Source organism: Actinomyces ruminis (assembly GCF_002154335.2).
GTDB lineage: Bacteria > Actinomycetota > Actinomycetes > Actinomycetales > Actinomycetaceae > Actinomyces > Actinomyces ruminis.
In genome coordinates, this window is sequence record NZ_MTPX02000060.1 from 32,973 (window position 1) to 57,469 (window position 24,497).

General features: G+C 69.6%; 19 protein-coding genes and 4 pseudogenes. 13 read left to right on the forward strand and 10 right to left on the reverse strand.

Annotated elements, in window-relative coordinates:
- From BW737_RS18610 to BW737_RS11490, 9 genes and pseudogenes are all read left to right on the forward strand, one after another.
- Positions 1-249: a glycoside hydrolase family protein gene (locus BW737_RS18610; protein WP_257210771.1), complete on the forward strand. Its 249-nt coding sequence runs from the start codon at positions 1-3 to the stop codon at positions 247-249.
- Entirely contained in the window at positions 189-914 is a 726-nt protein-coding gene (locus BW737_RS11455) for a glycoside hydrolase family protein (RefSeq protein ID WP_257210772.1), read from the forward strand. The genes BW737_RS18610 and BW737_RS11455 overlap by 61 nt, the downstream gene beginning before the upstream one ends.
- Positions 915-2,158: 1,244 nt before the next feature.
- Entirely contained in the window at positions 2,159-2,887 is a 729-nt protein-coding gene (locus BW737_RS11460; RefSeq protein WP_086615156.1) for a helix-turn-helix transcriptional regulator, read from the forward strand.
- Positions 2,887-4,325: pseudogene (gene sufB, locus BW737_RS11465) on the forward strand (Fe-S cluster assembly protein SufB). Before BW737_RS11460 ends, sufB begins: the two are co-directional and overlap by 1 nt.
- Before the next feature lie 62 nt (positions 4,326-4,387).
- Positions 4,388-5,623 (forward strand): Fe-S cluster assembly protein SufD, encoded by a 1,236-nt coding sequence (gene sufD / locus BW737_RS11470; protein WP_086615157.1) that lies wholly within the window; start codon positions 4,388-4,390, stop codon positions 5,621-5,623.
- A 77-nt stretch (positions 5,624-5,700) separates the two neighbouring features.
- Positions 5,701-6,449, forward strand: a pseudogene (sufC, locus tag BW737_RS11475) (Fe-S cluster assembly ATPase SufC).
- 61 nt (positions 6,450-6,510) lie between these two features.
- Entirely contained in the window at positions 6,511-7,878 is a 1,368-nt protein-coding gene (locus BW737_RS11480) for an aminotransferase class V-fold PLP-dependent enzyme (protein WP_086615159.1), read from the forward strand.
- 2 nt (positions 7,879-7,880) lie between these two features.
- Positions 7,881-8,347: pseudogene (gene sufU, locus BW737_RS11485) on the forward strand (Fe-S cluster assembly sulfur transfer protein SufU).
- A gap of 72 nt (positions 8,348-8,419) precedes the next feature.
- Positions 8,420-8,791 carry a metal-sulfur cluster assembly factor gene (locus BW737_RS11490; protein ID WP_086615160.1) on the forward strand — a complete coding sequence of 124 codons (372 nt, stop codon included), beginning with the start codon at positions 8,420-8,422 and terminating at the stop codon, positions 8,789-8,791.
- On the opposite strand, the gene BW737_RS11495 is transcribed toward BW737_RS11490, so the two are convergent.
- The 5 genes from BW737_RS11495 to BW737_RS11515 are packed head-to-tail and all read right to left on the reverse strand — an operon-like array spanning position 8,781 to position 13,182.
- Positions 8,781-10,397, reverse strand: a complete 1,617-nt coding sequence (locus BW737_RS11495) for a hypothetical protein (protein ID WP_086615161.1) — start codon at positions 10,395-10,397, stop codon at positions 8,781-8,783. The genes BW737_RS11490 and BW737_RS11495 overlap by 11 nt on opposite strands.
- A complete protein-coding gene (locus tag BW737_RS11500; protein ID WP_086615162.1) occupies positions 10,394-11,335 on the reverse strand; it encodes an ABC transporter ATP-binding protein in 942 nt (313 codons plus the stop codon). Before BW737_RS11500 ends, BW737_RS11495 begins: the two co-directional genes overlap by 4 nt.
- A gap of 33 nt (positions 11,336-11,368) precedes the next feature.
- A complete protein-coding gene (locus tag BW737_RS11505; protein ID WP_086615163.1) occupies positions 11,369-12,163 on the reverse strand; it encodes a MerR family transcriptional regulator in 795 nt (264 codons plus the stop codon).
- Positions 12,164-12,206: 43 nt separating this feature from the next.
- Positions 12,207-12,632: a DUF488 domain-containing protein gene (locus BW737_RS11510; RefSeq protein WP_180272207.1), complete on the reverse strand. Its 426-nt coding sequence runs from the start codon at positions 12,630-12,632 to the stop codon at positions 12,207-12,209.
- Positions 12,633-12,663: 31 nt separating this feature from the next.
- A complete protein-coding gene (locus BW737_RS11515; protein ID WP_086615164.1) occupies positions 12,664-13,182 on the reverse strand; it encodes a flavodoxin family protein in 519 nt (172 codons plus the stop codon).
- A 338-nt stretch (positions 13,183-13,520) separates the two neighbouring features.
- Here BW737_RS11515 and gap point away from each other — a divergent pair, with 338 nt between their 5' ends.
- Entirely contained in the window at positions 13,521-14,531 is a 1,011-nt protein-coding gene (gap, locus tag BW737_RS11520; protein WP_086615165.1) for a type I glyceraldehyde-3-phosphate dehydrogenase, read from the forward strand.
- Between the two features lie 162 nt (positions 14,532-14,693).
- On the opposite strand, the gene ypfJ is transcribed toward gap, so the two are convergent.
- Complete coding sequence (ypfJ, locus tag BW737_RS11525) at positions 14,694-15,599, reverse strand: KPN_02809 family neutral zinc metallopeptidase (protein WP_086615166.1); 906 nt, start codon at positions 15,597-15,599, stop codon at positions 14,694-14,696.
- A gap of 127 nt (positions 15,600-15,726) precedes the next feature.
- Between ypfJ and BW737_RS11530 the strand changes: the two genes are divergently transcribed.
- Positions 15,727-16,776 (forward strand): quinone-dependent dihydroorotate dehydrogenase, encoded by a 1,050-nt coding sequence (locus tag BW737_RS11530; protein WP_086615178.1) that lies wholly within the window; start codon positions 15,727-15,729, stop codon positions 16,774-16,776.
- 134 nt (positions 16,777-16,910) lie between these two features.
- On the opposite strand, the pseudogene BW737_RS11535 reads toward BW737_RS11530, so the two are convergent.
- Together BW737_RS11535 and BW737_RS11540 are read right to left on the reverse strand one after the other, a co-directional pair.
- Positions 16,911-17,917 (reverse strand): annotated as a pseudogene (locus BW737_RS11535) (aldo/keto reductase family protein).
- A gap of 128 nt (positions 17,918-18,045) precedes the next feature.
- Positions 18,046-18,672, reverse strand: a complete 627-nt coding sequence (locus tag BW737_RS11540) for a DUF3043 domain-containing protein (protein ID WP_257210773.1) — start codon at positions 18,670-18,672, stop codon at positions 18,046-18,048.
- Between the two features lie 41 nt (positions 18,673-18,713).
- On the opposite strand from BW737_RS11540, the gene BW737_RS11545 reads away from it, so the two are divergent.
- Both BW737_RS11545 and BW737_RS11550 read left to right on the forward strand, forming a co-directional pair.
- Complete coding sequence (locus BW737_RS11545; protein WP_086615167.1) at positions 18,714-20,099, forward strand: M20/M25/M40 family metallo-hydrolase; 1,386 nt, start codon at positions 18,714-18,716, stop codon at positions 20,097-20,099.
- A 170-nt stretch (positions 20,100-20,269) separates the two neighbouring features.
- Positions 20,270-21,307: a glycerate kinase gene (locus BW737_RS11550; protein WP_257210780.1), complete on the forward strand. Its 1,038-nt coding sequence runs from the start codon at positions 20,270-20,272 to the stop codon at positions 21,305-21,307.
- A gap of 86 nt (positions 21,308-21,393) precedes the next feature.
- On the opposite strand, the gene BW737_RS11555 is transcribed toward BW737_RS11550, so the two are convergent.
- Both BW737_RS11555 and BW737_RS11560 read right to left on the reverse strand, forming a co-directional pair.
- On the reverse strand, positions 21,394-22,416 hold the full coding sequence (locus BW737_RS11555; RefSeq protein WP_086615180.1) for a LacI family DNA-binding transcriptional regulator: 1,023 nt from the start codon (positions 22,414-22,416) through the stop codon (positions 21,394-21,396).
- A gap of 86 nt (positions 22,417-22,502) precedes the next feature.
- Positions 22,503-24,461, reverse strand: coding sequence for an alpha-amylase family glycosyl hydrolase (locus tag BW737_RS11560; protein WP_086615168.1), 1,959 nt, complete (start codon positions 24,459-24,461; stop codon positions 22,503-22,505).
- Between the last annotated feature and the right edge of the window lie 36 nt (positions 24,462-24,497).

The following is a 24,497-nucleotide window of genomic DNA, read 5'->3' on the forward strand; positions in this document are numbered from 1 at the left end:
ATGGCACTGGCGCTGGCAGACCATTGGCTCTGGGATCACTGGCTCGCAGACGACGGCGAGTACTACCACCTGTTCTTCCTGCGGGCCTCCCGGGCGCTGCACAATCCCGACCGGCGCCACTGGCGCGCCGCCCTGGGGCACGCCATCTCCGACGATGCGCGCAACTGGCGGCTGCTTCCAGACGCCTGGTGCACTCCGACGGACCGGCCTTCGACGACCAGGCCATCTGGACCGGCTGCACCGTCATGAAGCCCGACGGCGGCATGCGCGTGTTCTACACGGGCATCTCCCGTGCGGAGCGCGGCATGGTGCAGCGGATCGGTTGGGCGGACTCCGCCGACGGCGTCACCTTCGAGCGCTGCTGCGTGCAGCCGCTCGAGGCGGATGGGCGCTGGTATGAGAAGTGGAACCCGGAATCCGGCTTCGACGAACCGTGGCGGGATCCCTTCGTGTTCCGCCACGCCGGGCGCTGGCACATGCTGATCACCGCCCGCGCCCGCGGCGTGGACCGCAAGCGTGCAGGGGTGATCGGACATGCCGTCTCTGACGATCTCGATCATTGGGAGGTACTGCCCCCGCTGACCGAACCGAGCGCCTTCGGCCAGCTGGAGGTCAGCCAGTCCCGCTGTGTGAATGGTCGGCACCTGCTGGTGTTCTCCTGCGGGCAGGACATGCAGGCCGACCCGGGGCCCGGGTGCGTGTGGATCGCCGAGGGGGAGGGGCCGCTGGGCCCCTGGAACGTCGCCGCCGCGCGGTACGTGCGCCCCGAGCACCTGTACGCCGGCCAGCTGTTCCGGCTGCGTGACGGGCAGTGGATTCTCACGGGATTCAACGACGTCGTCGACGGCGCCTTCGTCGGCACCGCGCCCGACCCACTGCCATGGGCCGCGATCGAGCTCGCGCAACGGCCGTAGCGGATGCGCTGACCGGCCACGCGCAGCGGCGGCCCGGAGGTCCATGAGGCGTCCGGGCCGCCATCTCGTGTGGTGATCTCGACGGGAGCTTCGACCGACCCTGACGGTAGGGGCGTTCCGGTTATGTGGCTCTTCGGGTTTGAGGGTGTGGCGCCCGTGTGGCGGTTCTGGCCCGGGGCGGTGGTCTGGTGTCGTGTTCGGGTGTGCGCGGTGGCTGTCGGGTGGGCGGGCTGGTTCGAGGACGTGGGCTGGCCCGCGAGGACGTGGTCCGACCCTCCAAGAGTCTGCCCGGGAGGGCGTTCTCGACGGCCGGCCGGCGTCCTGGAGGTCTAACCCGCGTCCTCGATTGGCCCCGGCCCGGAAGCGACACCGACCCAGCCGGCCCGAAAGCGTCCCCGCCTGCCCGAAAGCGTCCCCGCCTGCCCGAGCACGGCCCCTCCCACCTCAGCCCCGTGCCGAGCCACGGGATATCGGCTCGAGCGTGGTGCTTAGCCCTGGTGTGTAGTGGGCAGGCCTGCTGTCAACCCCCTCGGCTCAGACTGCGTTTCTGCGCTTGGACCGGGTTTCTTCAGTTGGACCGCGCTCTTGCACTTGGACCGGGTTTCTTCAATTGGACCGTCTGAGAGTGGGTCTGAGGCAGTCCAACCGCAGACAGACGGTCCAACCGCAGACAGACGGTCCAACCGCAGGCGGGCGGTCCAACTGGATGCGGGTGGTCCGAGTCCGAGACCAAGGCAGTGCCGGCGAGCGTATGGGAGTAGGTCTTGTCTGCGGCAGGCGGGCGGGGTGGGACATGCCGGCACCAGGCACCCCGGCGGCGACCCCCTGCCACCAGGGAACCAGACTGGTCGGCCCGAGACTGCCTTGCCTGCGGGGAACAGTACTCACAGCCTCTGTGGCCGCACCGGACCCGGGAACGCCACGCACCGCGCCCGACCCGTTGCTTTGGGAACAGGTTGAACTCATGGCGCGCACTTGACAGCCAGGCTGGCGTGTCCGGCAGGAGCGCGGACCACAGTGGTCCGGAGGTTTGGTGAGTGCCTCCGGGCCGGTGGTTTGTGCACGCAAAACGGTTGAGCTGCAGCGCTGACCGGCAACGTGCTCCATCGCACGTGCCGACGCCGCGGCAGAAACTTGCGAGACCGGAATTTGGGAACAAAGATGTTCGTTAAAATCTGGTGCACGCAGGCGGAGTCGACCGGAGCTCCGCTACCGCATCGCGCAGCCGCGGAGAGGAGCCAACCATGGGTCAGCCAGACGACGACTCGACCCGCTCCCGGGTCCTTGACCTTATCGCCGAGAAGGGCCCTGTATCCGCCGCACAACTGGCCAAGGTTCTGGATCTGACCCCCGCGGCCGTGCGGCGCCACATCACCGCCCTGGAGCAGAACGGTGAGATTGAGGCCCACGCCCCTTCTTCCGGCGGCAAACGCCGTCGCGGCCGCCCCGCACGCTTCTACGTCGCCACCGCCCAAGCCCGCACCACCTTCGGAGAGGGCTACTCGGAACTGGCCAACCGTGCCCTGTCCTACCTCTCGCAGATCGGTGGGGAAAAGGCCGTTGACTCCTTCGCCGCTTCCCGTGGGCGTGATCTCGAGCGCCGCTACATGCCGATCGTGGAGGCTGCCGGCAAGGACCCCGCCGACCGGGCACGCGCTCTGGCGGACGCCCTGACCCTGGACGGCTACGCCGCCACGGTCCGCGACGTGGGCGATGGCACCTTTGCGGTGCAACTGTGTCAGGGCCACTGCCCGGTGCGCGACGTCGCCGGACACTTCCACGAGCTATGCGACGCCGAGACCCGCACCTTCGCCCGTCTGCTCGGCGTGCCCGTGCAACGCCTGGCCACTCTCGCCGGCGGCGAGCACGTGTGCACCACCCATGTACCTATCGCCATGCCCACCCTGCGCAAGCGCGCGGTCCGGGCGGCAGATCAGCGGAGCCGTCGGCCCCGTACAACGGAAGGAAACTGATGACAGCACCCGTGACGGAAACCGTGCGCAGTAGCGACGACGAGATCATCGACTCGATCTCTGAAACCTATGAGTACGGCTGGCGCGACTCCGACGCCGCCGGTCTGTCCGCCCGGCGCGGCTTGGACGAACAGGTGGTCCGCGAGATCTCCGCACTCAAGGGCGAACCCGAATGGATGCTGCAGAAACGGCTGAAGGCCTACGAGATTTTCAAGCGTAAGCCCATGCCCACGTGGGGCGTGGACCTGTCAGACCTGGACATGGACCAGGTCAAGTACTTCGTGCGTTCCACGGACAGGCCGGCCTCCTCCTGGGAGGACCTGCCCGAGGACATCCGCAACACCTACGACCGGCTGGGCATCCCCCAGGCGGAGCGCGACCGCCTCGTAGCCGGCGTAGCCGCTCAGTACGAGTCCGAGGTCGTCTACGAGCAGATTCGTGAGGACCTGCAGCAGCAGGGCGTCATCTTCCTGGACACCGACTCCGCCCTGAAGCAGTACCCCGAACTGTTCAAGGAGTACTTCGGCTCCGTCGTCCCCGCCGGCGACAACAAGTTCGCCGCTCTGAACACGGCCGTCTGGTCGGGTGGCTCCTTCATCTACGTGCCGCCGGGCGTGCAGGTGGAGATCCCCCTGCAGGCCTACTTCCGCATCAACACCGAAAACATGGGCCAGTTCGAGCGCACCCTGATCATCGCCGACGAAGGCTCCTACGTGCACTACGTGGAGGGCTGCACCGCACCCATCTACTCCACCGACTCCCTGCACTCGGCCATCGTGGAGATCATCGTCAAGAAGAACGCGCGCGTGCGCTACACGACCATCCAGAACTGGTCCAACAACGTCTACAACCTGGTCACCCAGCGGGCCACCTGCGCCGAGGGCGCCACCATGGAATGGGTGGACGGCAACATCGGCTCCAAGCGGAACATGAAGTACCCGGCCGTCTTCCTCATGGGCCCCACGCCCGCGGTGAGGCCCTGTCCATCGCCTTCGCCGGCGCCGGGCAGCACCAGGACACGGGCGCCAAGATGGTTCACATGGCGCCCCACACCTCCAGCCACATCGTGTCCAAGTCGATCTCCCGCGGGGGCGGCCGCTCCGGCTACCGCGGCCTGGTGCAGGTGCAGAAGAACGCCCGGCACTCCAAGTCCAACGTGCTGTGCGACGCCCTGCTGGTCGATGAGATCTCCCGCTCGGACACCTACCCGTACGTGGACGTGCGCACCGACGACGTCGAGATGGGACACGAGGCCACCGTCTCCAAGGTGAGTGCCGACCAGCTGTTCTACCTGATGCAGCGCGGACTCACGGAGACCGAGGCCATGGCCACCATCGTGCGCGGCTTCGTGGAGCCGATTGCCCGCGAGCTGCCCATGGAGTACGCCCTGGAGCTCAACCGGCTCATTGAGCTGCAGATGGAGAACTCCGTCGGCTGACGCCGTACCCCCGTACCCTCCCCGACCACGAGCCGCCGGCAGAGCGCCGGCAAGGAGCACCAATGCCCGAACTGAAAACCGACCACTCGCGTGCAGCGCTGGAGGGGGCCCATTCGCACGGCCAGCGCCGCTATGTCTCGTCCCGCGCCGACCGGCCCACCTCCTTCGACCCGGCCGACATCCCCGCGCCTCACGGGCGCGAGGAGGAGTGGCGCTTCACCCCCATCAAGCGCTTCGCGCCCCTGTTCGACCTCGACGCCGTTGCCGCCGGCACCGCCGCGGATCCGCTGAGCGTGGATGTTGACGCCCCGGCGGGAGTCGGCGTGGAGACCGTCCCCCGTGAGGACCCGCGGTTGGGCGTCGTCGGCGCTCCCGTGGACCGCACCGGCGTCGTCGCCTGGGCCGCCTTCCGCAACTCCACCGTCGTCACCCTGCCGGCGGGTGCCGGGCTGGAGCGGGCGGTGCGCGTGACCACCACGGGCACCGACGCGGGCCTGGAACACCCTGCCGCCCAACACATCCGCGTCGCCGCCGAGAAGGACGCCGTCGGCACGGTTGTGCTCGACCACCGCGGCACCGCGGCACTGACCCAGACCGTTGAGGCCACCGTCGCCGACGGCGCCGAACTGACCCTGGTAACCATCCAGGGGTGGGAGGACGCCGCAATCCATGCCTCCAACCACCGCGTGCGGGTGGAGGGGCGCGGCACCCTCAAGCACGTCGTCGTCTCTTTGGGCGGAGACGTGCGCATCTGCTCCGACCTCGGCTTCAAGGGCGAGGGCGGGCACATCGACGCCTACGGCGTGTATTTCACCGACGCCGGCCAGCACCAGGAGCACCGCCCCTACGTGGCCCACACCGAGCCGCACTGCTACTCTCGGGTCGCCTACAAGGGCGCTCTACAGGGCCAGGGCGCACACTCGGTGTGGGTGGGTGACTGCCTGATCGGTGCCGGTGCCCGCGGTACTGACACCTACGAGCTCAACCGGAACCTGGTGCTCACCGAGGGCGCCAAGGCGGACTCCATCCCCAACCTGGAGATCGAGAACGGCAACATCGAGGGGGCCGGACACGCCTCCGCCACCGGCCGCTTCGACGACGAGCAGCTGTTCTATCTGCGCGCCCGCGGCATTCCTGAGATGGAGGCCCGCCGCCTGGTGGTACTCGGCTTCTTCAACGAGATCGTCGCCGAGATCGGCGTTCCGGAGGTGGAGGAGCGGCTCATGGCCGCCATTGAGCAGGAGCTTGAGCTGAACGCGCTCGTCACCGCCCGCGAGCAGGCCCCGACGGCCGTATAGCCCTGCGTCATCTGCCCGGCCACCCCGGCAAACCACGAACCAATCAGCCTTACGGATAAAGAAGAAGACAAGCAGCGATGAGCACTCTCGAGATCAAGAACCTCCACGTCCAGGTCGCCACCAACGACGGCCCCAAGCCCATCCTCAAGGGCGTCGACCTCACCGTCGCCTCCGGCGAGGTGCACGCCATCATGGGTCCCAACGGCTCCGGCAAGTCCACCCTGGCCTACTCCATCGCCGGTCACCCCGACTACGAGGTCACCGACGGTGAGGTGCTGCTCGACGGCGTGAACCTGCTGGACCTGACCGTTGACGAGCGCGCCCGGGCCGGCCTGTTCCTGGCCATGCAATATCCCGTGGAGGTCCCCGGCGTAACGGTGTCCAACTTCCTGCGCACCGCCAAGACCGCCATCGACGGTGAGGCCCCCAAGGTGCGCCAGTGGATCGGGCAGGTCAACCAGGCCATGGAGAACCTGCGCATGGACCCGGCCTTCGCCCAGCGCGACGTCAACGCCGGCTTCTCCGGCGGTGAGAAGAAGCGCTTCGAGATCCTGCAGATGGAGCTGCTGCGCCCCCGCTTCGCCATCCTGGACGAGACCGACTCCGGCCTGGACATCGACGCCCTGCGCATCGTCTCCGAGGGCGTCAACCGCCTGCACGACTCCTCCGACGCCGGCTTCCTGCTGATCACCCACTACACGCGCATCCTGCGTTACATCAAGCCCAGCCACATCCACGTGTTCGTGGACGGGCAGGTCGCCGAGGAGGGCGGCCCGGACCTGGCCGACCGGCTGGAAGAAGAGGCTACGACCGCTTCATCGCCTGAGCGCTCCTAATCCGCCCACGTCTCGCCAAAACCCATTCCTCCAGCAGGAGAGCAACCGCAAATGATCGAAACGCCCCAGTCGGCCCAGCGCCACGTGGGCGCCGTCCCCGCCGCGGACACGCCGCTGACCGCGGCCGAGGTCGACTCGCTGCGCGCCGACTTCCCCTACCTGGAACGTCCGGCCCGCAATGGCCAGCCGCTGGCCTACCTCGACTGGGCCGCCACCAGCCAGAAGCCGGCCGGCGTCATCCTGGCGGAGGCCGACTTCTATCGCCGTTCCAACGGCGCCGCGGGGCGCTCCACCTACCAGCTGGCCGATGAGGCGACCGCCGTGTGGGAGGACGCCCGGGACACCGTCGCCGGCTTCGTAGGTGCCCGCGGCAGCCAACTGGTGTTCACCAAGAACGCCACCGAGGCAGTCAACCTGGTGGCGCTCGCCATCGGCCACGCCAGCGTGTCCCGGGCGGCGAGCCACGGCGGGCCGGCCGCGAGGGACACCGATCCCTCCGCCCGGCTGCGCCTTCACCCCGGCGACGAGATCGTGGTGACCGTGGCCGAGCACCACGCCAACCTGGTGCCCTGGCAGGAGCTGGCCGCCCGCACCGGCGCCACCCTGCGGTGGCTGGACCTGACCGAGGACGGGCGCATCGACCCGGGGACCATCTCCGTGATCAACGATCGCACCCGGGTGCTCGCCCTTACTCACGCCTCCAACGTCACCGGCGCGGTCACCCCGCTGGAGCAGATCCTGCCCGCCGCCCGCAGCGCCGGCGCCCTGGTGGTGCTGGACACCTGCCAGTCCGCTCCGCACCTGCCCCTGGACTTCGCGGCGCTGTCCGCCGCCGGAGTGGACGCCATGGTGCTTTCCAGCCACAAGCTGCTGGGCCCGACCGGTATTGGCGCCCTGGTGGCCACCGAGGAGCTGTTGGACGCGATGCCGCCGGTGCTCACCGGCGGCTCCATGATCGAGACCGTCACCATGGCCTCCTCCACCTATATGCCGGCGCCCGCGCGGTTTGAGGCCGGCAGCCAGCCGCTGGCACAGGCGGCCGGCTGGCACGCGGCCGTCGACTATCTGGCCGAGGTGGACCTGGGACGGTTGTACGCCCGTGAGCAGACGCTCCTGGACCGGGCCCTGCGGGGCATGGCGGATGTGCCCGGGCTGCGGCTCCTCGGCCCCGCTGAGTCCCGCGACCGCCTCGGCGTGGTCGCGTTCACTCTCGACGGAGTGCATCCGCACGACGTCGGTCAGGTGCTGGATGCCGCCGGCGTGGCGGTGCGCACCGGCCATCACTGCGCCCAACCGATTCACGCCCACTTCGGGGTACCTTCCTCTTCGCGCATATCCTTCGGTCCGATAACCACGCCCGAGGAGATCGACCGCTTCCTCGAAGCCGTCGCCTCCGTCCGCGGATACTTCCAGAGGTGAACATGAACGATCTTGATCAGCTCTATCAGCAGGTAATCCTCGACCACTCGCGTGAGCGCCACGGCTCCGGCGCGTTGGACGCCCCCGACTCCACCTCCACCAGGTCAACCCGACCTGCGGGGATGAGGTCACGCTGGGTGTGCGCGTGATTGACGGGCGCGTCGAAGCCATCGGCTGGGAGGGGGACGGCTGTTCCATCTCCCAGGCCTCCATCTCCATCATGCACGACCTCGTCGCCGGGGCCGACCTGGATACCGTAGCTCGGCTCGAGGCCGACTTCGATTCCCTCATGCATTCGCGCGGCCGTGGCGTCGACGACTCGGTGCTGAATGAGCTGGAGGACGCCGCCGCCTTCGAGGGCGTGTCCAAGTACCCCAATCGCATTAAGTGCGCGTTGTTGGGATGGATCGCGCTCAAAGATGCGTTGCTGAAGGCAGGCGTCCCGTTGGACGCCGCCCCGGGGAACTGAACCCCCGCGGTCCGGATTCAGCCCGGCCGCCCCACTGACTACAGCCCCTGTCAGAACTCACCAGGAGGAGTTATGAGCGAGACCGCTCCGGCCACCAACCCGATGGCCGCGCAGCATACGCCCGCCAGCATCGCAGACGTGGACGTCGCCGCTGTTGAGGAGGCGCTGCGCGACGTCGTCGACCCCGAGCTGGGCATTAACGTCGTCGACCTCGGCCTGCTGTACGGCGTCTCGATCGAGCCCGACGGTACCGTCGTGCTCGACATGACCCTGACCACTGCCGCCTGCCCGCTCACCGACGTGATCGAGGAACAGGTTCAGCAGGCGCTCGGCCTCATCGTCGACAAGGTACGTGTGCAGTGGGTGTGGCTGCCGCCGTGGGGCCCGGACCGAATCACCCCGGAGGGCCGCGACCAGCTGCGCGCCCTCGGTTTCAACGTCTGAGCGGCGCGCGAACCGAGCTGGGTTGCCTCCCGCCGGAGGGCCGCAGATCGCGGTGGTGTGCCGCCACCGCGCCCAGCGCGACCCCGACCACGCCGATCAGCAGCAGCCAGGTAGATGCACCCTTGCCCGCCTGGGCGAACAGGCCCGCATCAATGACCGACCGCGGCAGGTTCAGGCTGGGACCAAGCTGGGCGATTCCCAGGCCAGCGAGCAACGGCACCCACGCCAGCCACCGCGCCTGAGGCAAGAGCCCGCCCAGCAGCGCGGCGATGCCCGCGCTGGCCGCTGTGGCGGGCCACTGCCCGGCCACGAGCCGCAGCGCGTCACTTGCGGTGGTTTCCAGCAACCGGGCTCCCACCAGCCCGCTGACGAGAGCCGTCGCGCCGAGCGTAAGCGCCGTCGCCAGTAGAGCGACCAGGCACCAGGAGGCCACCAGTCGCGCCGGCCCGGCCCCGGTACCGCGCACCGCCTCCACCAGCCCGGATTGCTCCTCGGCGGCGAAACGCCCGGCCAGCACCACCGCCTGTGCGCAGGCCATCGCCGCCGCCAGCACGCCGATGTAGCCGAGGAATCCCGCGCCCGGATCGCCACCGCCCAGTTGCGAGCCGAGCACGCCCCCGTCCACCGCGCCCTTCCGAGCGAAGTCGACCATGTTCTCGCCCATGGCCGTGAGCACCCCGGCGATGGCGGCGGTCGCCACCGCCCACGCCAGCAGTTGCACGCGCACCAACCGCAGTGCCAGCGTCACCGGCCCGCGTACCCGCAACGGGCGTCGACGCCGCAGCTCAATCCGAATCAACCCGGCACCCAGGTCCCGGCGATGCACAGCGGCCGCGGCCGCGGCGAGCAGTACCAGCAGTGCCGCACCCGCCACCAGCAGCGGACGCCAATCGTTCTTACCGCCGGGGTCGATTGCGCTGCGCAGCGCAAAGGGCGACCAGGCACCGGCCCACGCCCAGCCCTCGGCGGCCCATGCGCCGTGCCCGGCATACAGCAATCCCAGGGCAGCCAGCCCGGCGCCGCGCGCACCGGTGGCGTCGGCGGTGAACTGCGCCAACAGCAGGGTAACGGCGCCAAGCAGGGCGCAGGTACCGCACACCGCGGCCCCGTAGGCGAGGGCATCCGCGCGGTTCGCCCCATCCAACGCCGCCATGCCCGCTCCGGCGCACACGCCGAGCAGAAGGCAATGAGCGGCGAGCACCAGGCAAGACGCGGCCAACTCGCCGACCGGACCGGTACCGGCTCCGCGCAGCAGCTCCGAGCGTCCGCTGTCCTCCTGTGCGCGGGAGACGGCCACCGCGCGCAGCACCACCACGATCCCCAGCAGCAGGCAGGTCAGTGCCCCGAGCTCCCAGACCCCGAGCTGCACGACGTCAGCATCCGCGGGCAGCTCGCCGTACAGAGCGGCGGTGGTCTTTGACATCCTCAATCCTGCCACGGCGCGCGCCAGATCTGCGGCAGTGGCGTAAGTGGTCGCGTAGCCGGGGGCGAGTAGGCAGGTCAACAGGGCGACCGCCGCCGGCAGGGTTACCAGCCAGGCACGTTCCTCACGGGCGAGCAGACGGGCGGTGCGTATGACGCGCCTCGATGCGAGATGCGGGGTCATCGCGCTTGACCCTCGTAATGCCGCAGGAACAGGTCCTCCAGGGACGCCGGGGTGCAGGTGAGCCCTTGGGCGCCCGCGGCAATGAGGGCGCTCAACGTCTCCGAGAGCTCGGCGGAGGGCACGGACATGCGGGTGACGCCGTCGCCGTCCGCCGGCGGCGGGGCGGTACCCCGGGGCAGCGCCGCGTGGGCGCCGTCGGGCAGCCGACAGGTGATGGTCGAGTCACGCAGGTGCCGCAGTGAGGCCAACGTGCCGGACTCCACGGTGCGCCCGTCCTTAATAATGGTGACCGCGTCGCACACGTGGTCGACCTCGTCCAGCAGGTGGGAGGACAGCAGCACCGTGCGGCCCGCATCGGCGGCGGCGCGTACGCAGGCCTGGAAGATCGCCTCCTGCAGCGGATCGAGCCCGCTGCTGGGCTCATCCAGGATGAGCAGATCGCAAGGCGCGGCCAACGCGGCGATGAGGGCCACCTTCTGCCGGTTGCCCTTGGAATAGCCGTGCACCGGCTTGGACGGGTCCAGGTTGAAGGCGTCGATCAACTCCGCTTCGCGGCGTCGGTCGCGGCGGCCGCGCAGGACGGCGAGGGCATCCAGGGTCTGCGCCCCGGTCAGGGTCGGCCACAAGGCAACGTCCCCGGGCACGTAGGCGGTGCGGCGGGTGATGGCGCTCGCCGCGCGCGCCGGATCGAGTCCCAGCACCCGCACCCGCCCGGCGCTCCGGCGGTACATGCCCAGCAGCACGCGAATCGTGGTGGACTTGCCGGCGCCGTTAGGGCCGAGGAAGCCGTGGACCTCGCCGCGGCGCACCTGCAGGTTCAGACCGTCAACGGCATGCAGGCGTCCGAAGGTCTTGATCAGGCCGGAGACCTCAATGGCACCCCCGGGAGCGCGGGAGTCGACAGCGGCGGGCTTGGTAGCGGAGGCGATATGCGGCATGCGCCCAGGCTTGGGTGCGACGTCGCGTCGCAGTCAAGGTGTTGTGCGCCAGCGGGCGATCGCCTCTGTCAGCAGCCTTTCCATTGCCTCCGCCATCCGCTCATAGCCCGGCTCCACCGCGGCAATCAGCTGGAACAAGGGGCGGATACTGGCAGTGTCGAAGTGTCCGGCGAGGTCCCGGCAGCGCTGCGGCCCCAGTACCCGCTCGAAGCGCGCGATGTTGTCTGCGGCCCGCTCCCGTATCTGTGCATCGGTCAGCCCCGCAGTGTCGCGGCCATGCGCGGCCAGGGCGCCGTCGTCCTCCCCGTCCTCCGGTCCCGGGAAGAGCAACTCGGCCTCGGGCGGCATGCGTCCGCTGTAGCAGGCCACATCCACCAGGTCGCGCTCCCGGCGCACGGCCGCCCGGGTCCGCTCGTCCGGGCATGCGGCCTCCAACCGGTCGAAGAAGGCAACCATGCGCGGCGGCATGGGGGAGACGGTCAGCCCGTCGCGGGCGCGCGTCAGCAGCGAGGTGAGCATGTCGCGCTGGCGGGTCGTCTCAGCGAGGTGTTCCTCAATGGCGGCGAGCGCTCCGGACAGGTCTTCGATCACGGTCACATCTTCTGAGGACGCGTCAACGGCGGGGGAGTCCAGGATGCCGGCGATGGCCTTCAACGGCACACCGGCCTGGACCAGCCAGCGGATGCGTGACAGGCGGGCGACGTGGCTCAGGTCGTAGTCGCGCCAGCCGCCACGCTCCTCGGGCACGGGCAGCAGGCCCAGCTGATGGTAGTAGCGCACGGTGCGAACGGAGGTGCGGGTGAGTCGGGCGATTTCGGCGACGCGCATGGGACGGGTTGTCTTTCCTTCGGTTGTGTCGGGACGTCCCGGCTCAGGGCAGGTTCGGGTCTGGGGTGCCCAGGATGGCCTCGCGCAGCACCCGGGCGTGGCTGCGCAGGTGATCGTGCCCGGCGAACAACAGCGTCACCCGGCCGGTTAGCGCACGGCCGCGCAGTTCCGCGACGGCGGCCGCTGCCTCGGGCCGCTTGACCAGCTCGGCGCGGTAGGCGTCAACGAACTGCGGCCAGGCCAGCTCCCCGGAGTGGAATGCCTTGCGCAGCGCCGTGGTGGGGGCGGCGTCCTGCGCCCACTGATCCAGCGCGGCCCGCTGCTTGCTCACGCCCCGAGGCCACAGCCGGTCCACCAGGACGCGCAGGCCGTCGTCGGGCGTCGGCTCCTCACGCACACCCTTCAGCACGACGGCGTCGGGGGAGGGCAGGGCGGCGGACGGAGCGACAGCACCGGAGGCAGGAGTCATGGCACCACCGTATGCGCCTGTGGCCCCGCCGTCACCGGGCCGAGCGGCCGCTGGTTGAGTCCTCCAGGGCACGCCCCCAGGCGCGGGCGGACGTCTCCTCGCCGTCGGCCAGCGGACCCGACTGCCCCTGAACCAGGAAGCTGCCGACCACGGCCGTATCCCGGCCCCGCCCGCGCCGCAGGGCCTTGGCGATCGCCTCGGCCGCGGAGCCGCTCAGCCAGGTCCTGGAGGTCACCGTGTCGAAGACGGCAACGGGCAGGGCGGCCGGAATAGCGGTGCGTGCCAGCCATTCGCGCATGCCGCCGCTCGATGCGGTGGTTCCACCCTGCCTATGGGCCTGGGCGCGTGTGGCCGCGGTCGGCAGCCCGCGGTTGTGAGTGGGGGCGCCCAGGATCAGCAGGTCGATGCCCGCGGGCAGGGCGGTGGGTGCCTGGGCGACGTCGAAGACCCGTGCGTCCGTCCCGCCGTCCTTGAGCCCGGCGGCGACGGCCTCGGCGATCAGCCGGGTATTGCCGGAGCAGGACTCGATGACGATGAGCGCGGTGTTCATGGTTTCCTCCCGGTTGCCGACGGTGCCCCGGGTGGGGCGGACGCACTCAGCGTCGGGTGTGACGTGGCGTCGCAGGCAAGCGGGTGTCGGCCGCGAGGGCCCGGCTCAGGCTGGTAGCCGGTCCGGTGGTGAAGAGTCTCCGAGTCGAGCCGCAGCTCACTTAACTGTGTGCCCGGAGTTAGGCACTGCCTGCCACCTTGCCAGTGGGCCCGCAGAGGACTTGCAGCTCCATGTCGTGGGATGGACAGCGGCACGCCGTCGGCCTCTGCCAGCAAGCCGTTCACGGACGCGTCCGTGAACGCTACACATCCACGACCAGCAGACCAGGGAGCACAGGCATGACTGTACGAATCGGAATCAACGGCTTCGGCCGAATCGGCCGCACCTATCTCAGGGCGGCGATGGCCAATCACGCGGACGTCGAGGTCGTTGCCGTCAACGACCTAGCGGACGCCGCCACACTGGCTGTCCTACTCGAGTGGGACTCCATCAGCGGCCGCCTGGATGGCGTGCACGTTGACGGCAACGTGCTCGTGGTGGGAGGCCGACGCATCACGGTGTTCTCCGAGCCCGATCCCGCCGGTATCCCGTGGGGCAGCGTGGGGGCCGATGTGGTCATCGAGTCCACCGGTTTCTTCACCGACGGCGTCAAGGCCGCCGGACACCTGCAGGGCGGGGCCAAGAAGGTGATTGTCTCCGCCCCCGCGAAGGGAGAGGTCCCCACCTTCGTCCTCGGCGTCAACGACAGCGAGCTCGATGTCAACGCGGCGGACGTGTTCTCCAACGGCTCGTGCACGACGAACTCGTTGGGGCCGCTCGCCAAGGTCCTCAACGATCTGGTGGGTATTGAAACCGGCCTCATGACCACGGTTCACGCCTACACGGGCGACCAGCGCCTGCACGACGCCCCACACCGCGACCTGCGTCGTGCCCGCGCCGCCGCAGAGTCGATCGTCCCGACGTCGTCGGGGGCGGCCAGCGCCATCGGGGTGGTCATTCCCGAGCTGGATGGTCGCCTGACCGGGGCCGCGCTGCGCGTACCGATTCCCGTCGGCTCAATCACCGACCTGACCGTCGTCGCCGGCCGGGCCACGTCTGCGGAGGAGGTCAATGCGGCCTTCCGGGAGGCCGCGCTCAGCGGTCCGCTCGCCGGGTACCTGGAGTACTCCGAGGCGCCCATCGTCTCTCGCGACATTGTTGGCAACCCGCACTCCTTGATCTTCGACGCCCCGCTGACCGCCGTAATAGGCAACGAGGTGAAGGTCTTCGGCTGGTACGACAACGAGTGGGGATTCTCGAACCGGCTCGTCGAGTTCTCCTACATGATCGGCTCACAGCTGGCCGCCTGACGTACGACTTCTCGTCACACGTACGCGTTTTGGAGGTTTCCCCGCGCCGGGACGTCGAATACCTCACGCGTACGTGAGAGACGGAACCGTACGTGAGAGGCAAACGCGTACGCGAGATGGAGTGCGGCTACCGCGGTTGGACCCGAGCCGCGCCGGTCCGGCTCAGAGCTGGGAGCCGGCGACGGCGAAGGTGTCGCACTGCTCCAGGGAGCCAGAGTTCATGCCGGTGGTGAACCAGCGCACCCGCTGCTCGGAGGAGCCGTGCGTCCAGGTGTCGGAGTTGACGGTGCCGCTGGAGCGCTGCTGGATGTGGTCGTCACCCACGGACTCGGCGGCGTTAATCGCGGTGGCAATCTCCTCCTGGCTGGGCTCGACGAGGAAGGCGGTGCCGGTATCAGGGTCGACCGTGGTGGCCGCGTAGTGCACCCACACGCCCGCGTAGCAATCGGCCTGCAGCTCGGTGCGCACCGAGTCGGAGTCGGCGCCCGTGCCCGAGCGGTCGGTGGACTCCATAACGCCCAACAGGTTCTGAATGTGGTGGCCGAATTCGTGGGCGACGATGTATTCCTCCGCCAGTGGGGTGTCCTGTGCGCCGAGCGTGGATTCCATGTCGGAGAAGAAGCTCATGTCCAGGTACACGTTGGAGTCGCCCGGGCAGTAGAAGGGGCCGACGGCACTGGTGGCCGAGCCGCACGCGGTCGACACCGACTGCCCGTCCCACAGGATGAATCCCGGCTCGGCATAGGTACGGCCGCCCTGTGCGGGCAGCTGCTCGCCCCACACCGCGTCCAGCGACTCGGCGGTGGCGACCATGCGGCACTGGGTGTACTGGTTGGCGGCCTCGCCGCTGGTGCACATGGAGGTGTCGATCGTGGAGGCGGTGGAAGTGCCGGAGGCGGCGTCCTGGTCGCCCAGCAGGCCGGTCAGGTCCACGCCGGTCACCTGCGAGAGCAGGAACACGGCCAGGACGGCCAGCACCGAGCCGCCGCCGATCGCGGCGCCCCGGCGACCCCCGGAGCGCGTCTGCACCCGGTTGGGGTCGAGTTTGATATTGCGGTTGAATGACACGGAACCCACCTCATTGCCTAGCGTCGCTGCGCCGATCATCTGCGGTCTGCGCCCAAGGCTAGTGGACGGGGCAGACCGCGGTGACGCATCTGTGCGTCGTAGCCGTTACGACGAGTACGCTGGTGCCGTGCTGTACGACCTGCTGTACAAGACCGTCTTCAACCGGATCGACCCCGAGGCCATCCACGACGCATGCATGGAGGCGATCGAGGTCACCAGCAAGGTGCCCTTCGTGCGCGACGTCGTCCGGCAGGCCTTCGGGCGCCGCCCCGCCTTCCCCGTACCGTCCGCCAACCAGGGCGGACCGTTCGTGCGCCCTGTCCCCGGGATCCTCGGCCTGGCCGCGGGCATGGACAAGGAGGGGCAGGCCGTTGAGGGCATGGACATGCTCGGTTTCGGATTCGTGGAGGTCGGCACCTTCACCGCTCATCCACAGCCGGGCAACGATAAGCCGCGCATGTGGCGCTATCCGACCATCCGCGCCATCCGCAACCGCATGGGCTTCAACAACTCCGGCGCCGATGAGGCGGCTGAACGGCTGCGGCGGTTGCGCTCGACCGTGCGGGGCCGCTCGATCGTGGTTGGCGCCAACATCGGCAAGACCAAGACCACCCCGCTGGACCAGGCCGCCGAGGACTACGCCTACTCCGCGTCGAAGGTCGCCCGCTGGGTCGACTACCTGGTGGTCAACGTCTCCAGCCCCAACACCCCCGGGCTGCGCAGCCTGCAAGACGTCGAGGCCCTGCGGCCGATCCTGTCTGCTGTGCGCGAGGCCGCCGACGCCGCCGCCCACCGCCACGTGCCGCTACTGGTCAAGATTGCCCCGGACCTGGCCGACGAGGACGTCGACGCCGTCGCCGACCTGGTCCTGGACATGAAACTGGACGGGGTGGTCGCCACCAACACCACCATCGACCACGACCTGGGGGAGGGCGGCCTGTCCGGCGCGCCCCTGCTGCCGCGCTCGTTGCAGGTCGTGCGCCGCCTGCGGACGCGCCTGGGGGACAAGCCGACCATCATCGGCGTCGGCGGCATCTCCTCCGTCATGGACGCCGAACTCATGCTCGACGCCGGCGCCGATCTGCTGCAGGCATACACCGCCTTCATCTACAACGGCCCGGCCTGGCCCGGTCGCATCAACCGCGCCCTGGCCACGGTGCCGCGCCACCCCCGCTGACCCCACCCGGCACAGCCAACTCACCGAGATCGGCAGAAGTTACGTGCCGAAATCGGTAGAAACGACCATCGAGGTCGGTAGAAGCGGCTCGCCGCTTCTACCGACCTCGATTATCCGCTTCTGAGGAGTACGCCTCAGGCCGGGCGCTGCTCGGGGGAGACGGTCAGCGCCGGGTCGCGCTCGACGACGTCGCCGAGCGCCTGATCGATGGCGGTCATCACGTCCTCGCCCAGCTGGACGCCGGAGGCCTTGACGTTCTCCACCAGCTGCTCGGGACGCGAGGCGCCCACCAGTGCGGCGGAGATGAAGTCGTGCTGGAGTACCCAGCGATGGCCAGCTGCGGCATGGTGAGCCCGGCGTCGTCGGCGATGGGCTTGAGCCTCTGGACGGCGGTGAGCACGTCGTCACGCATCCAGCGGCTGATCATCTCCCTGCCGCCCTTCTCGTCCGTGGCGCGGGATCCCGCCGGCGGCTGCTGCCCGGGCAGGTACTTGCCGGACAGTACGCCCTCGGCCATCGGAGACCAGACGATCTGGCCCATACCGAGCTCGGTGGAGGTGGGCACCACCTTGTCCTCGATAATGCGCCATAGGGCGGAGTACTGCGGCTGGTTGGACACCAGGCGGAAGCCCATCTGCGTAGCGAGCTCCTGACCGGCGCGGATCTGCTCGGCCGTCCACTCCGAGACGCCGATGTACAGGGCCTTGCCGGCGCGCACGACGTCGGCGAAGGCCTGCATGGTCTCCTCCAGCGGCGTGGCGTAGTCGTAGCGGTGCGCCTGGTACAGGTCGACGTAGTCCATGCCCAGGCGGCGCAGGGAGCCGTCGATGCCCTCCATGATGTGCTTGCGGGACAGGCCCACGTCGTTGGGCCCCTTGGGGCCGATGGGCCAGTAAACCTTGGTGAAGATCTCCAGGGACTCGCGGCGCTGCCCCTTCAGCGCCTGCCCCAGAACCTCCTCCGCCACCGTGTTGGCGTACACGTCGGCGGTGTCGAAGCTGGTGATGCCCAGGTCGAGTGCGGTGTGCACGCACTTGACGGCGGTGTCCGCCTCCACCTGGGAGCCGTGGGTGAGCCAGTTGCCGTAGGTGATTTCGGTGATCTTGAGTCCGGAGCTGCCGAGATGACGATATGCGACCATGACCACAGCCTAACCCGGTAAGTACGTCCGTGCAACTATTTTCTGTGGGGACGCGATGCGCCGCTGCGGCCGACACAGGCGGCCTGCTGGTGGTGCCGGCCCAGGCCAGGCAGGGGAGGTGCCCGGGCTCACTCGGGGTACTGGCGGCGTGCCACCTGGGGAGCGGGCTGGCGCCAGCGCCGCAGGTTGAAGCAGCGCGAGAAGATGTACCAGAAAATGTGTCCCTGCTCCTGGACCTTCTCCCGGCCGAACTTCGCGTACAGGCGGCGCCGCAGCAGCTGCCAGCAGATCACGGCGTCGGCGATCGACACGAACAGGAACAGGTAGATCGCCAGCATGAAGTAGAAGCTGAGCAGGGTCTGCCGAGATGAGAAGGCGACGAACACGATCAGCAGCACCAGGGTCAGCGGCATGAACAGCTCACCCAACGAGTAGCGGGCATCGATGTAGTCGCGGATGTATCGCTTGATCGGGCCCTTGTCCCGGGGAGGCAGGTAGCGCTCGTCGCCGGTCTGCATGGCGATTCTCTGACGCTCCCAGGCCTCATCCTGTTTGGCGCGCGCCTCGCGCTTGGCCGCCTTGCGGTCCGCGGGCACGATCGGGTGCACATTGCGGGCCTGCGCATCCTTGCGCTTGGGCGTGGGGCGGCCCTTCTTGCCGGACGCCTTGGCGGTGGCGGCCGCGGCGGCCGTGGCCGCGGCGTCCTCGCCCGACCGGTCGCGCTTCTTGAACGGCAGCTTCTCTAACAGACTCACAGGCGACAGGTTAGCGGCTCGACCGCGCTACCCTGCAACTCATGATCAATGCCGACGCCGTTTCCGCCGCCGTCCACGACTCCTTCGACCGGATTGTCCACGACCTGACCGAGCTGGTCGCCATCCCCTCCGTTTCCGCCGCCGGGCACGATCCCGCCCAGGTGGAGCGTTCCGCCGAGCACGTGGCCGGCCTGCTGCGCGACGTCGGCCTGGAGGCCCGCGTCACCTCGGTGCCCGGCCCCGACGGCCCCGGACGTCCGGCCGTACTCGCGCACCGGGACGGCCCCGTCGGTTCCCCACGCGTGCTGCTGTACGCCCACCACGATGTCCAGCCCGTCGGCGACCCCTCCAAGTGGCGCCAGGCCGATCCCTTCACCGCCGAGCGGCGCGGACAGCGGCTGTATGGCCGGGGCACGGCCGACGACGGCGCCGGCGTCATCTCCCTGGTGCACGCCCTGCGGCTGGCCGCCGAGCTTAACGACGGCGAACTGCCCTGCTCGGTAACCGTGTTCATCGAGGGCGAGGAGGAGGTGGGCTCGCCATCCTTCGAAGCGTTCCTGGAGGCCTACCGCGAACAGTTGGACGCCGATGTGATCGTGGTGGCCGACTCCTCCAACTGGCGGGTGGGGGTGCCTGCGCTGACCACCTCACTGCGCGGCGTGATCCAGGTGGATGTGCGCCTGGACGTGCTCGACCACGCCCTCCACTCCGGCCAGTACGGCGGTCCGATCATCGACGCCGTCACCGCCATGTGCCGGCTGGTGTCCACCCTGCACGACGACGCCGGCGACGTCGCCGTGCCCGGCCTCGTCTCCCGCCCCGTGGCGGTTGGTGCCCCGGCCTACTCCGAGGCCGATTTCCGGGGCGACGCCGGCGTTCTGGACGGCGTGCAGCTGGCCGGCAGCGGCGACTTGACCGCCCGGCTGTGGACCAAGCCGGCCCTCGCCGTGATCGGCATGGACGTGACCCCGCTGTCGGTGGCGGGAAATGTGCTCGCCCCCTCCTGTACCGCCCGCCTGTCTATGCGCATCGCCCCCGGGCAGGACCCGGCCGCCGCGCTGGCGGCTCTGACCACGCACCTGCAGGTCCACGCTCCATTCGGGGCGCGGGTGACGGTGAGTGCGGGCGAGATGGGGCCCGCCTTCGACGGCGCCGCCGACACCCCGGCCGCTCGCGCCGCCCGCTGGGCGCTGACCGAGGCCTTCGGCACCGAGGCGGTCAATATCGGCCAGGGCGGCTCCATTCCCTTCATCGCCACGCTGAAGCAGACCTTCCCGGACGCCCAGGTACTGGTCACCGGCATTGAGGACCCGGACACCCGGGCCCACAGCGAGGACGAGTCCATGCACCTGGGCGACCTCGAGCGCATCGTCGCCGCCGACGTGCTGCTGCTGGCGCGCCTCGGCGGCGTGGCGGACGCGGACTGACGCCGCATAGGCGGACACCCAAATGCGCGTGCTTTTGGCGCCCGGCCCCATGTACCCCGAGCCCGGCGGCATCCCGCTGGTAGCCCCGGGAACCGGGCTGGGCGCGGGGGGCCGTCGCCGAGGCGCTCGCCTGCGGCTGGGCGCGTGAGCGCCCCGACGACACGCTCACGCTGCTGCCGCTGCCCGACGGCGGCCCCGGCACCGCGCAGGCGGTCCCCGCAGATCGGATCGACTCCCGCACGGTGCTGCAGGCCGCTGGGCCGCTGGGACAGGTCCGTGAGATCGACCTGCTGCGCCTGCGGTCGGCCGCCTCGCCCTGCGCGGGCACGACGGGAGCCACCTGGCTGCTTGACGCCGCCCGCCTGGTCGGCCTGCCGGCCGACCGCGATGAGGCGGCCCGTGAGGCCGAGACCGGGACGACGACGGGGCTCGGGCGGGCACTGGCCGCTGCACTGAATGCCATCGCTCCCGGCGACACGCTCATTGCGACCCTGGCATCCGCAGCCGTGCACGACGGCGGAGCGGGCGCGCTGGAGGGCCTGGGCGGACTGGCTGCCGCCCGCTCGTCGCTCGGCGGACGCGAGCTGGTGTTGGCCCTGGCCGACGACACGCCGCTCGGAGGTGTGTCGGGTGCGGGACAGAACCTGACCGCCGTAACCACCCTGACAGGGGAACGGGCCCAGGATCTGAACCGGCAGGCCTGCGCTGCGGCGTCGAGCATCGCCTCCCAAGTCGCGGTGCCGCGCAGCGCTACCCTGCCGGTGGTGGGCGGTGAGCCGGCGCAGACACTGTCGGCCACATCCCGGGGCACCGGCGCCGGCGGGGGAGCGGCCCTGGCGCTGCGCGCGCTCGGGGCCCGCACTCTGCCCGCCACGCGCGTCATGGCCCGGCTGTTGGAGCTGGATGAGGCCGTGGCCGGCCAGGATCTGGTGGTGACTGCCACCGGCGAGGCATACGACGTCGTCGCCGACTCCGTGACGGCGGTGGTCGGCGAGGCGGCGGGGAACTTGGCGCTGCCGACCGTGCTGGTTGCGGGCCGGCTGGCGGTGCCGCGCGGCGAGCTTGCCGAGGCGGGGGTGGTGTCCGCGTACTCGCTTGAGGCGCTCGGTGCGGTTCGAAACGAAACTTGGAATGACGGTGGCGCGCCCGCGCTGCGCGAGCGGCTGGTGGCAGCCGGCGCGCGCTTGGCCCGCACCTGGTCGCGTTGAAGCCCCATACTGCCGACCGACCTCGGCAGGTGACATCCACCGACCCCGGCGAGGGGAATCAGGGGATTAGGGGATCAATTAGGAGCTTAGGAGACCATGGTGTGCGGCGCGGGGGCCGTGGAGCCGCGCACGATCAGGTCGGGGGTGAACAGCAGTTCGGTGTCGGCGGGCTGCTCGCCGCCGATGGCGGACAGCAGTGTGGTCACCGCCGCCCGACAGATCGCCGCCACGGGCTGGCGCACGGTGGTCAGTGGCGGGTTCGTCATGGGGATCAGCGGGGAGTCGTCATAGCCGATGACGGAAACGTCCTGTGGGACGGTCTTGCCCGCGGCCCGCACCCCCGAGATGACGCCGAGCGCCATGATGTCCGAGCCGCAGATGATGCCGGTGCAGTCCTGCTCCAGGAGCCGGGCCGCGGCGCTGGCGCCACCCTCATAGGTGTACAGCGTCTCCACAATGCGCAACGGCTGGTCCGGCAGGTTGGCATGCATGCCGTCCTCGTAGCCGGCGCGCTTGCGCTGGGCGGGCACCATCCGGCCCGGCCCGATCGCCAGGCCGATGCGAGTGTGCCCCAGACTGGCGAGGTGGTCCACAGCCATGCGGGATGCCGCCCGATCATCGGTGGCGAAGCCGGGGACCTTGATCGTGGAGGCATTGCCGTTGATCGTCACTAAAGGCACGCCCCGGTCACGCAACCGCTGGTAGCGCGTGACATCTCCGCCGGTGTCGGAGTGGCGGCCGGACACGAAGATGATGCCGGCCACGCCCCGGTCCACGAGCATCTCGATGTACTCGTCCTCGCTAGTGCCACCCGGTGTCTGGGTGCACAGCAGTGGGGTGTGACCGCTGGGGGCGAGTAATTGCTCGATCTCCTGAGCGTATAGCGGGAAGATCGGGTTGGTGAGTTCGGGGACGATCAACCCCACCAAGCCTTTTGAGGTCTGGCGGAGTGATTCTGGACGTTCGTAACCGAGCAGGTCGAGGGCGACCAGCACCTGACGTCGGGTCGCTTCGGCTACATTCGACTTACCGTTGAGAACCCGTGACACGGTCGCCGTGGAGACGCCCGCCTGCTCGGCGATGTCGGCGAGGGTGATGCGCTGTTGCACGATGCCCATCCTAAAGGGAAACCAACTGATACTGCCGCCATGCGGCGGTACTTGGTACGGGTTGAGACGAGCCATGCATATCGTGCCTAGTGCGTGCGGACCTTGTCGGTGCGGGGAAGCGCCGCTTTCAGCGTGACGATGGCCGAACCGGGCCCGGTGGCGTTTACCGTCAGGTGGCCGTCGGCATCGCCGGAAGCGGTTATGTCTACGCCGTCCATCGCATACACGGCGTCTACGGTCCCGGCCGGCAGGCAGCCCAGCGGCAGATCCACCGTGGCACCGCCCGCCCGGGCCAGGGCCACCAGCGCATCGCCATCGGGGTGGGTGCGCAGCCAGACCAACAGGTCGTCGTCGGCGTACACCCAGCGCATGCCCCCGCGACGCAGCGCGGGCAGCTCGTGGCGCAGTCGCCCCAGGTGCCGGTAACGCTCCAGGACGGCGCGGTCCACCGGCCCCCAAGCCCCGGTCGAGCCGAGTTCGTCGGTGGGGGCGGCGCCCGGCGGGGCGGTCCACGGCATGGTGGTGCGGGAGTGCTCTCCGGTGCGGCCCGTGGCTCCAAGCTCGTCGCCGGAGAACACCGTCGGCACTCCCGGCGCGGCGAACAGGGCGGTGGCGGCTACCAGTTGCGCCTCCCGGGAGCCGACGACGGTACGGATACGCGGTGTGTCGTGTGATCCCAGCAGGTTCATGGAGTGGGTGATGGAGGTGGCCGGCATGTGCGCGGCGTACTCGCGCACCCCCCGGGAGATCGGCCCGCCCGGTAGCCGCGGTATGCCGGTGGGGATGCCCAGCCAGTTCAGGCCGTCGGCGGGGTCGGGGTGGGACAGCCAGGACCACAGTGGCCGAGTGAACCCGTGGTAGTTCATGGTGCCCTGCCAGCCCGCGCCGGTCAGGTCGCCGGAGGCGTCGTGCCCGTGCTCGGCCACCAGCCACAGCTCGCGCCCGGTGTCCGCCTGCACCTGCCGCATGGTGGCGCGCATATCCGCCGCGGCCTGGTGGGCTAGGTCGACCATGCCGGCGCGGCCGGTCATATTGGCCACGTCCGTGCGCCAACCGTCGGCGCTGTAGGGCGGGCGCAGCCAGTGGGCCGTCACCGACTCGGGGCCCCGCACCAGCCGGTCGCGCATGGCTCCACTGCGGTGGTCGAGCTTGGGCATCGATTCCACATTCATCCAACTCACGTACTGGTCGGGGTAGTGGTCGAAGGAGTAGAAGCCGGCCTCGGGGGAGTCGGCGTCGGTGATGGCCCGCCGGAACCAGTCGTGGGTGACGCCCGTGTGGTTGGTGGTCAGGTCTAGCACCAACCGCATGTCGCGTTCGTGCAGCGCCTGACTCAGTCGCGCCAGTGCCGCGTCGCCGCCCAGGAGATCGTCCACGTGCTCGAAACTGGTGGAGTCGTAGCGGTGCACGGAACCGGCCGGGAACACCGGGGTCAGGTAGACGGTGTTGACCCCGAGGCCCTGGAGGTAGTCCAGATGATCGGCGATGCCGTCAAGATCGCCGCCGTACCAGGCTGCACCGCTGGGATCCCCCGCGAGCGGCGGCTCGTCGAGCCAGGCGTGTGCCTGTGCCCAGGCGGGGGCGGTGCGCTCGCACGGTGGGGTATGGGCGGAGAAACGATCCGGGAAGATCTGATAGCAAACGGCGTCGAGCACCCAATCAGGGGCGTCGTCGTCGGCCAGGACTCGGAAGTCCGTGGCGTCGGGAACGTCGTGGTCGGCCAGTCCGGCGGCGTGGAACCAGACATAGGGGCGGTCGGAGTCCGGCGTCAGCAGCAGGAACCGGTAGTGATTAGTGGGGTTGACGAGCCGGATGGTCGCCTCCCACCAGGCCCCGGCGTCGGTGCGGGCCACCAGCTGCGCGGCGGACAGGGTCGGCTCGCCGTCAACCACCTGGCGCAGAATGATGCGCTCGGGCTCCCAGGGGGCGGGGACCCACACCCTGGCGGTGAGTTCGGCTCCGGGGCGGCGCGTACCCAGCAGGTAGGCCGGTCCGGTGTCGTGGTGCGGCTGGCTCAGATAGTGCGTGGTGTTCAGACAGGTCATCGATCAGTTCTTGGTATGGCCCCACGGGCGTCGTGG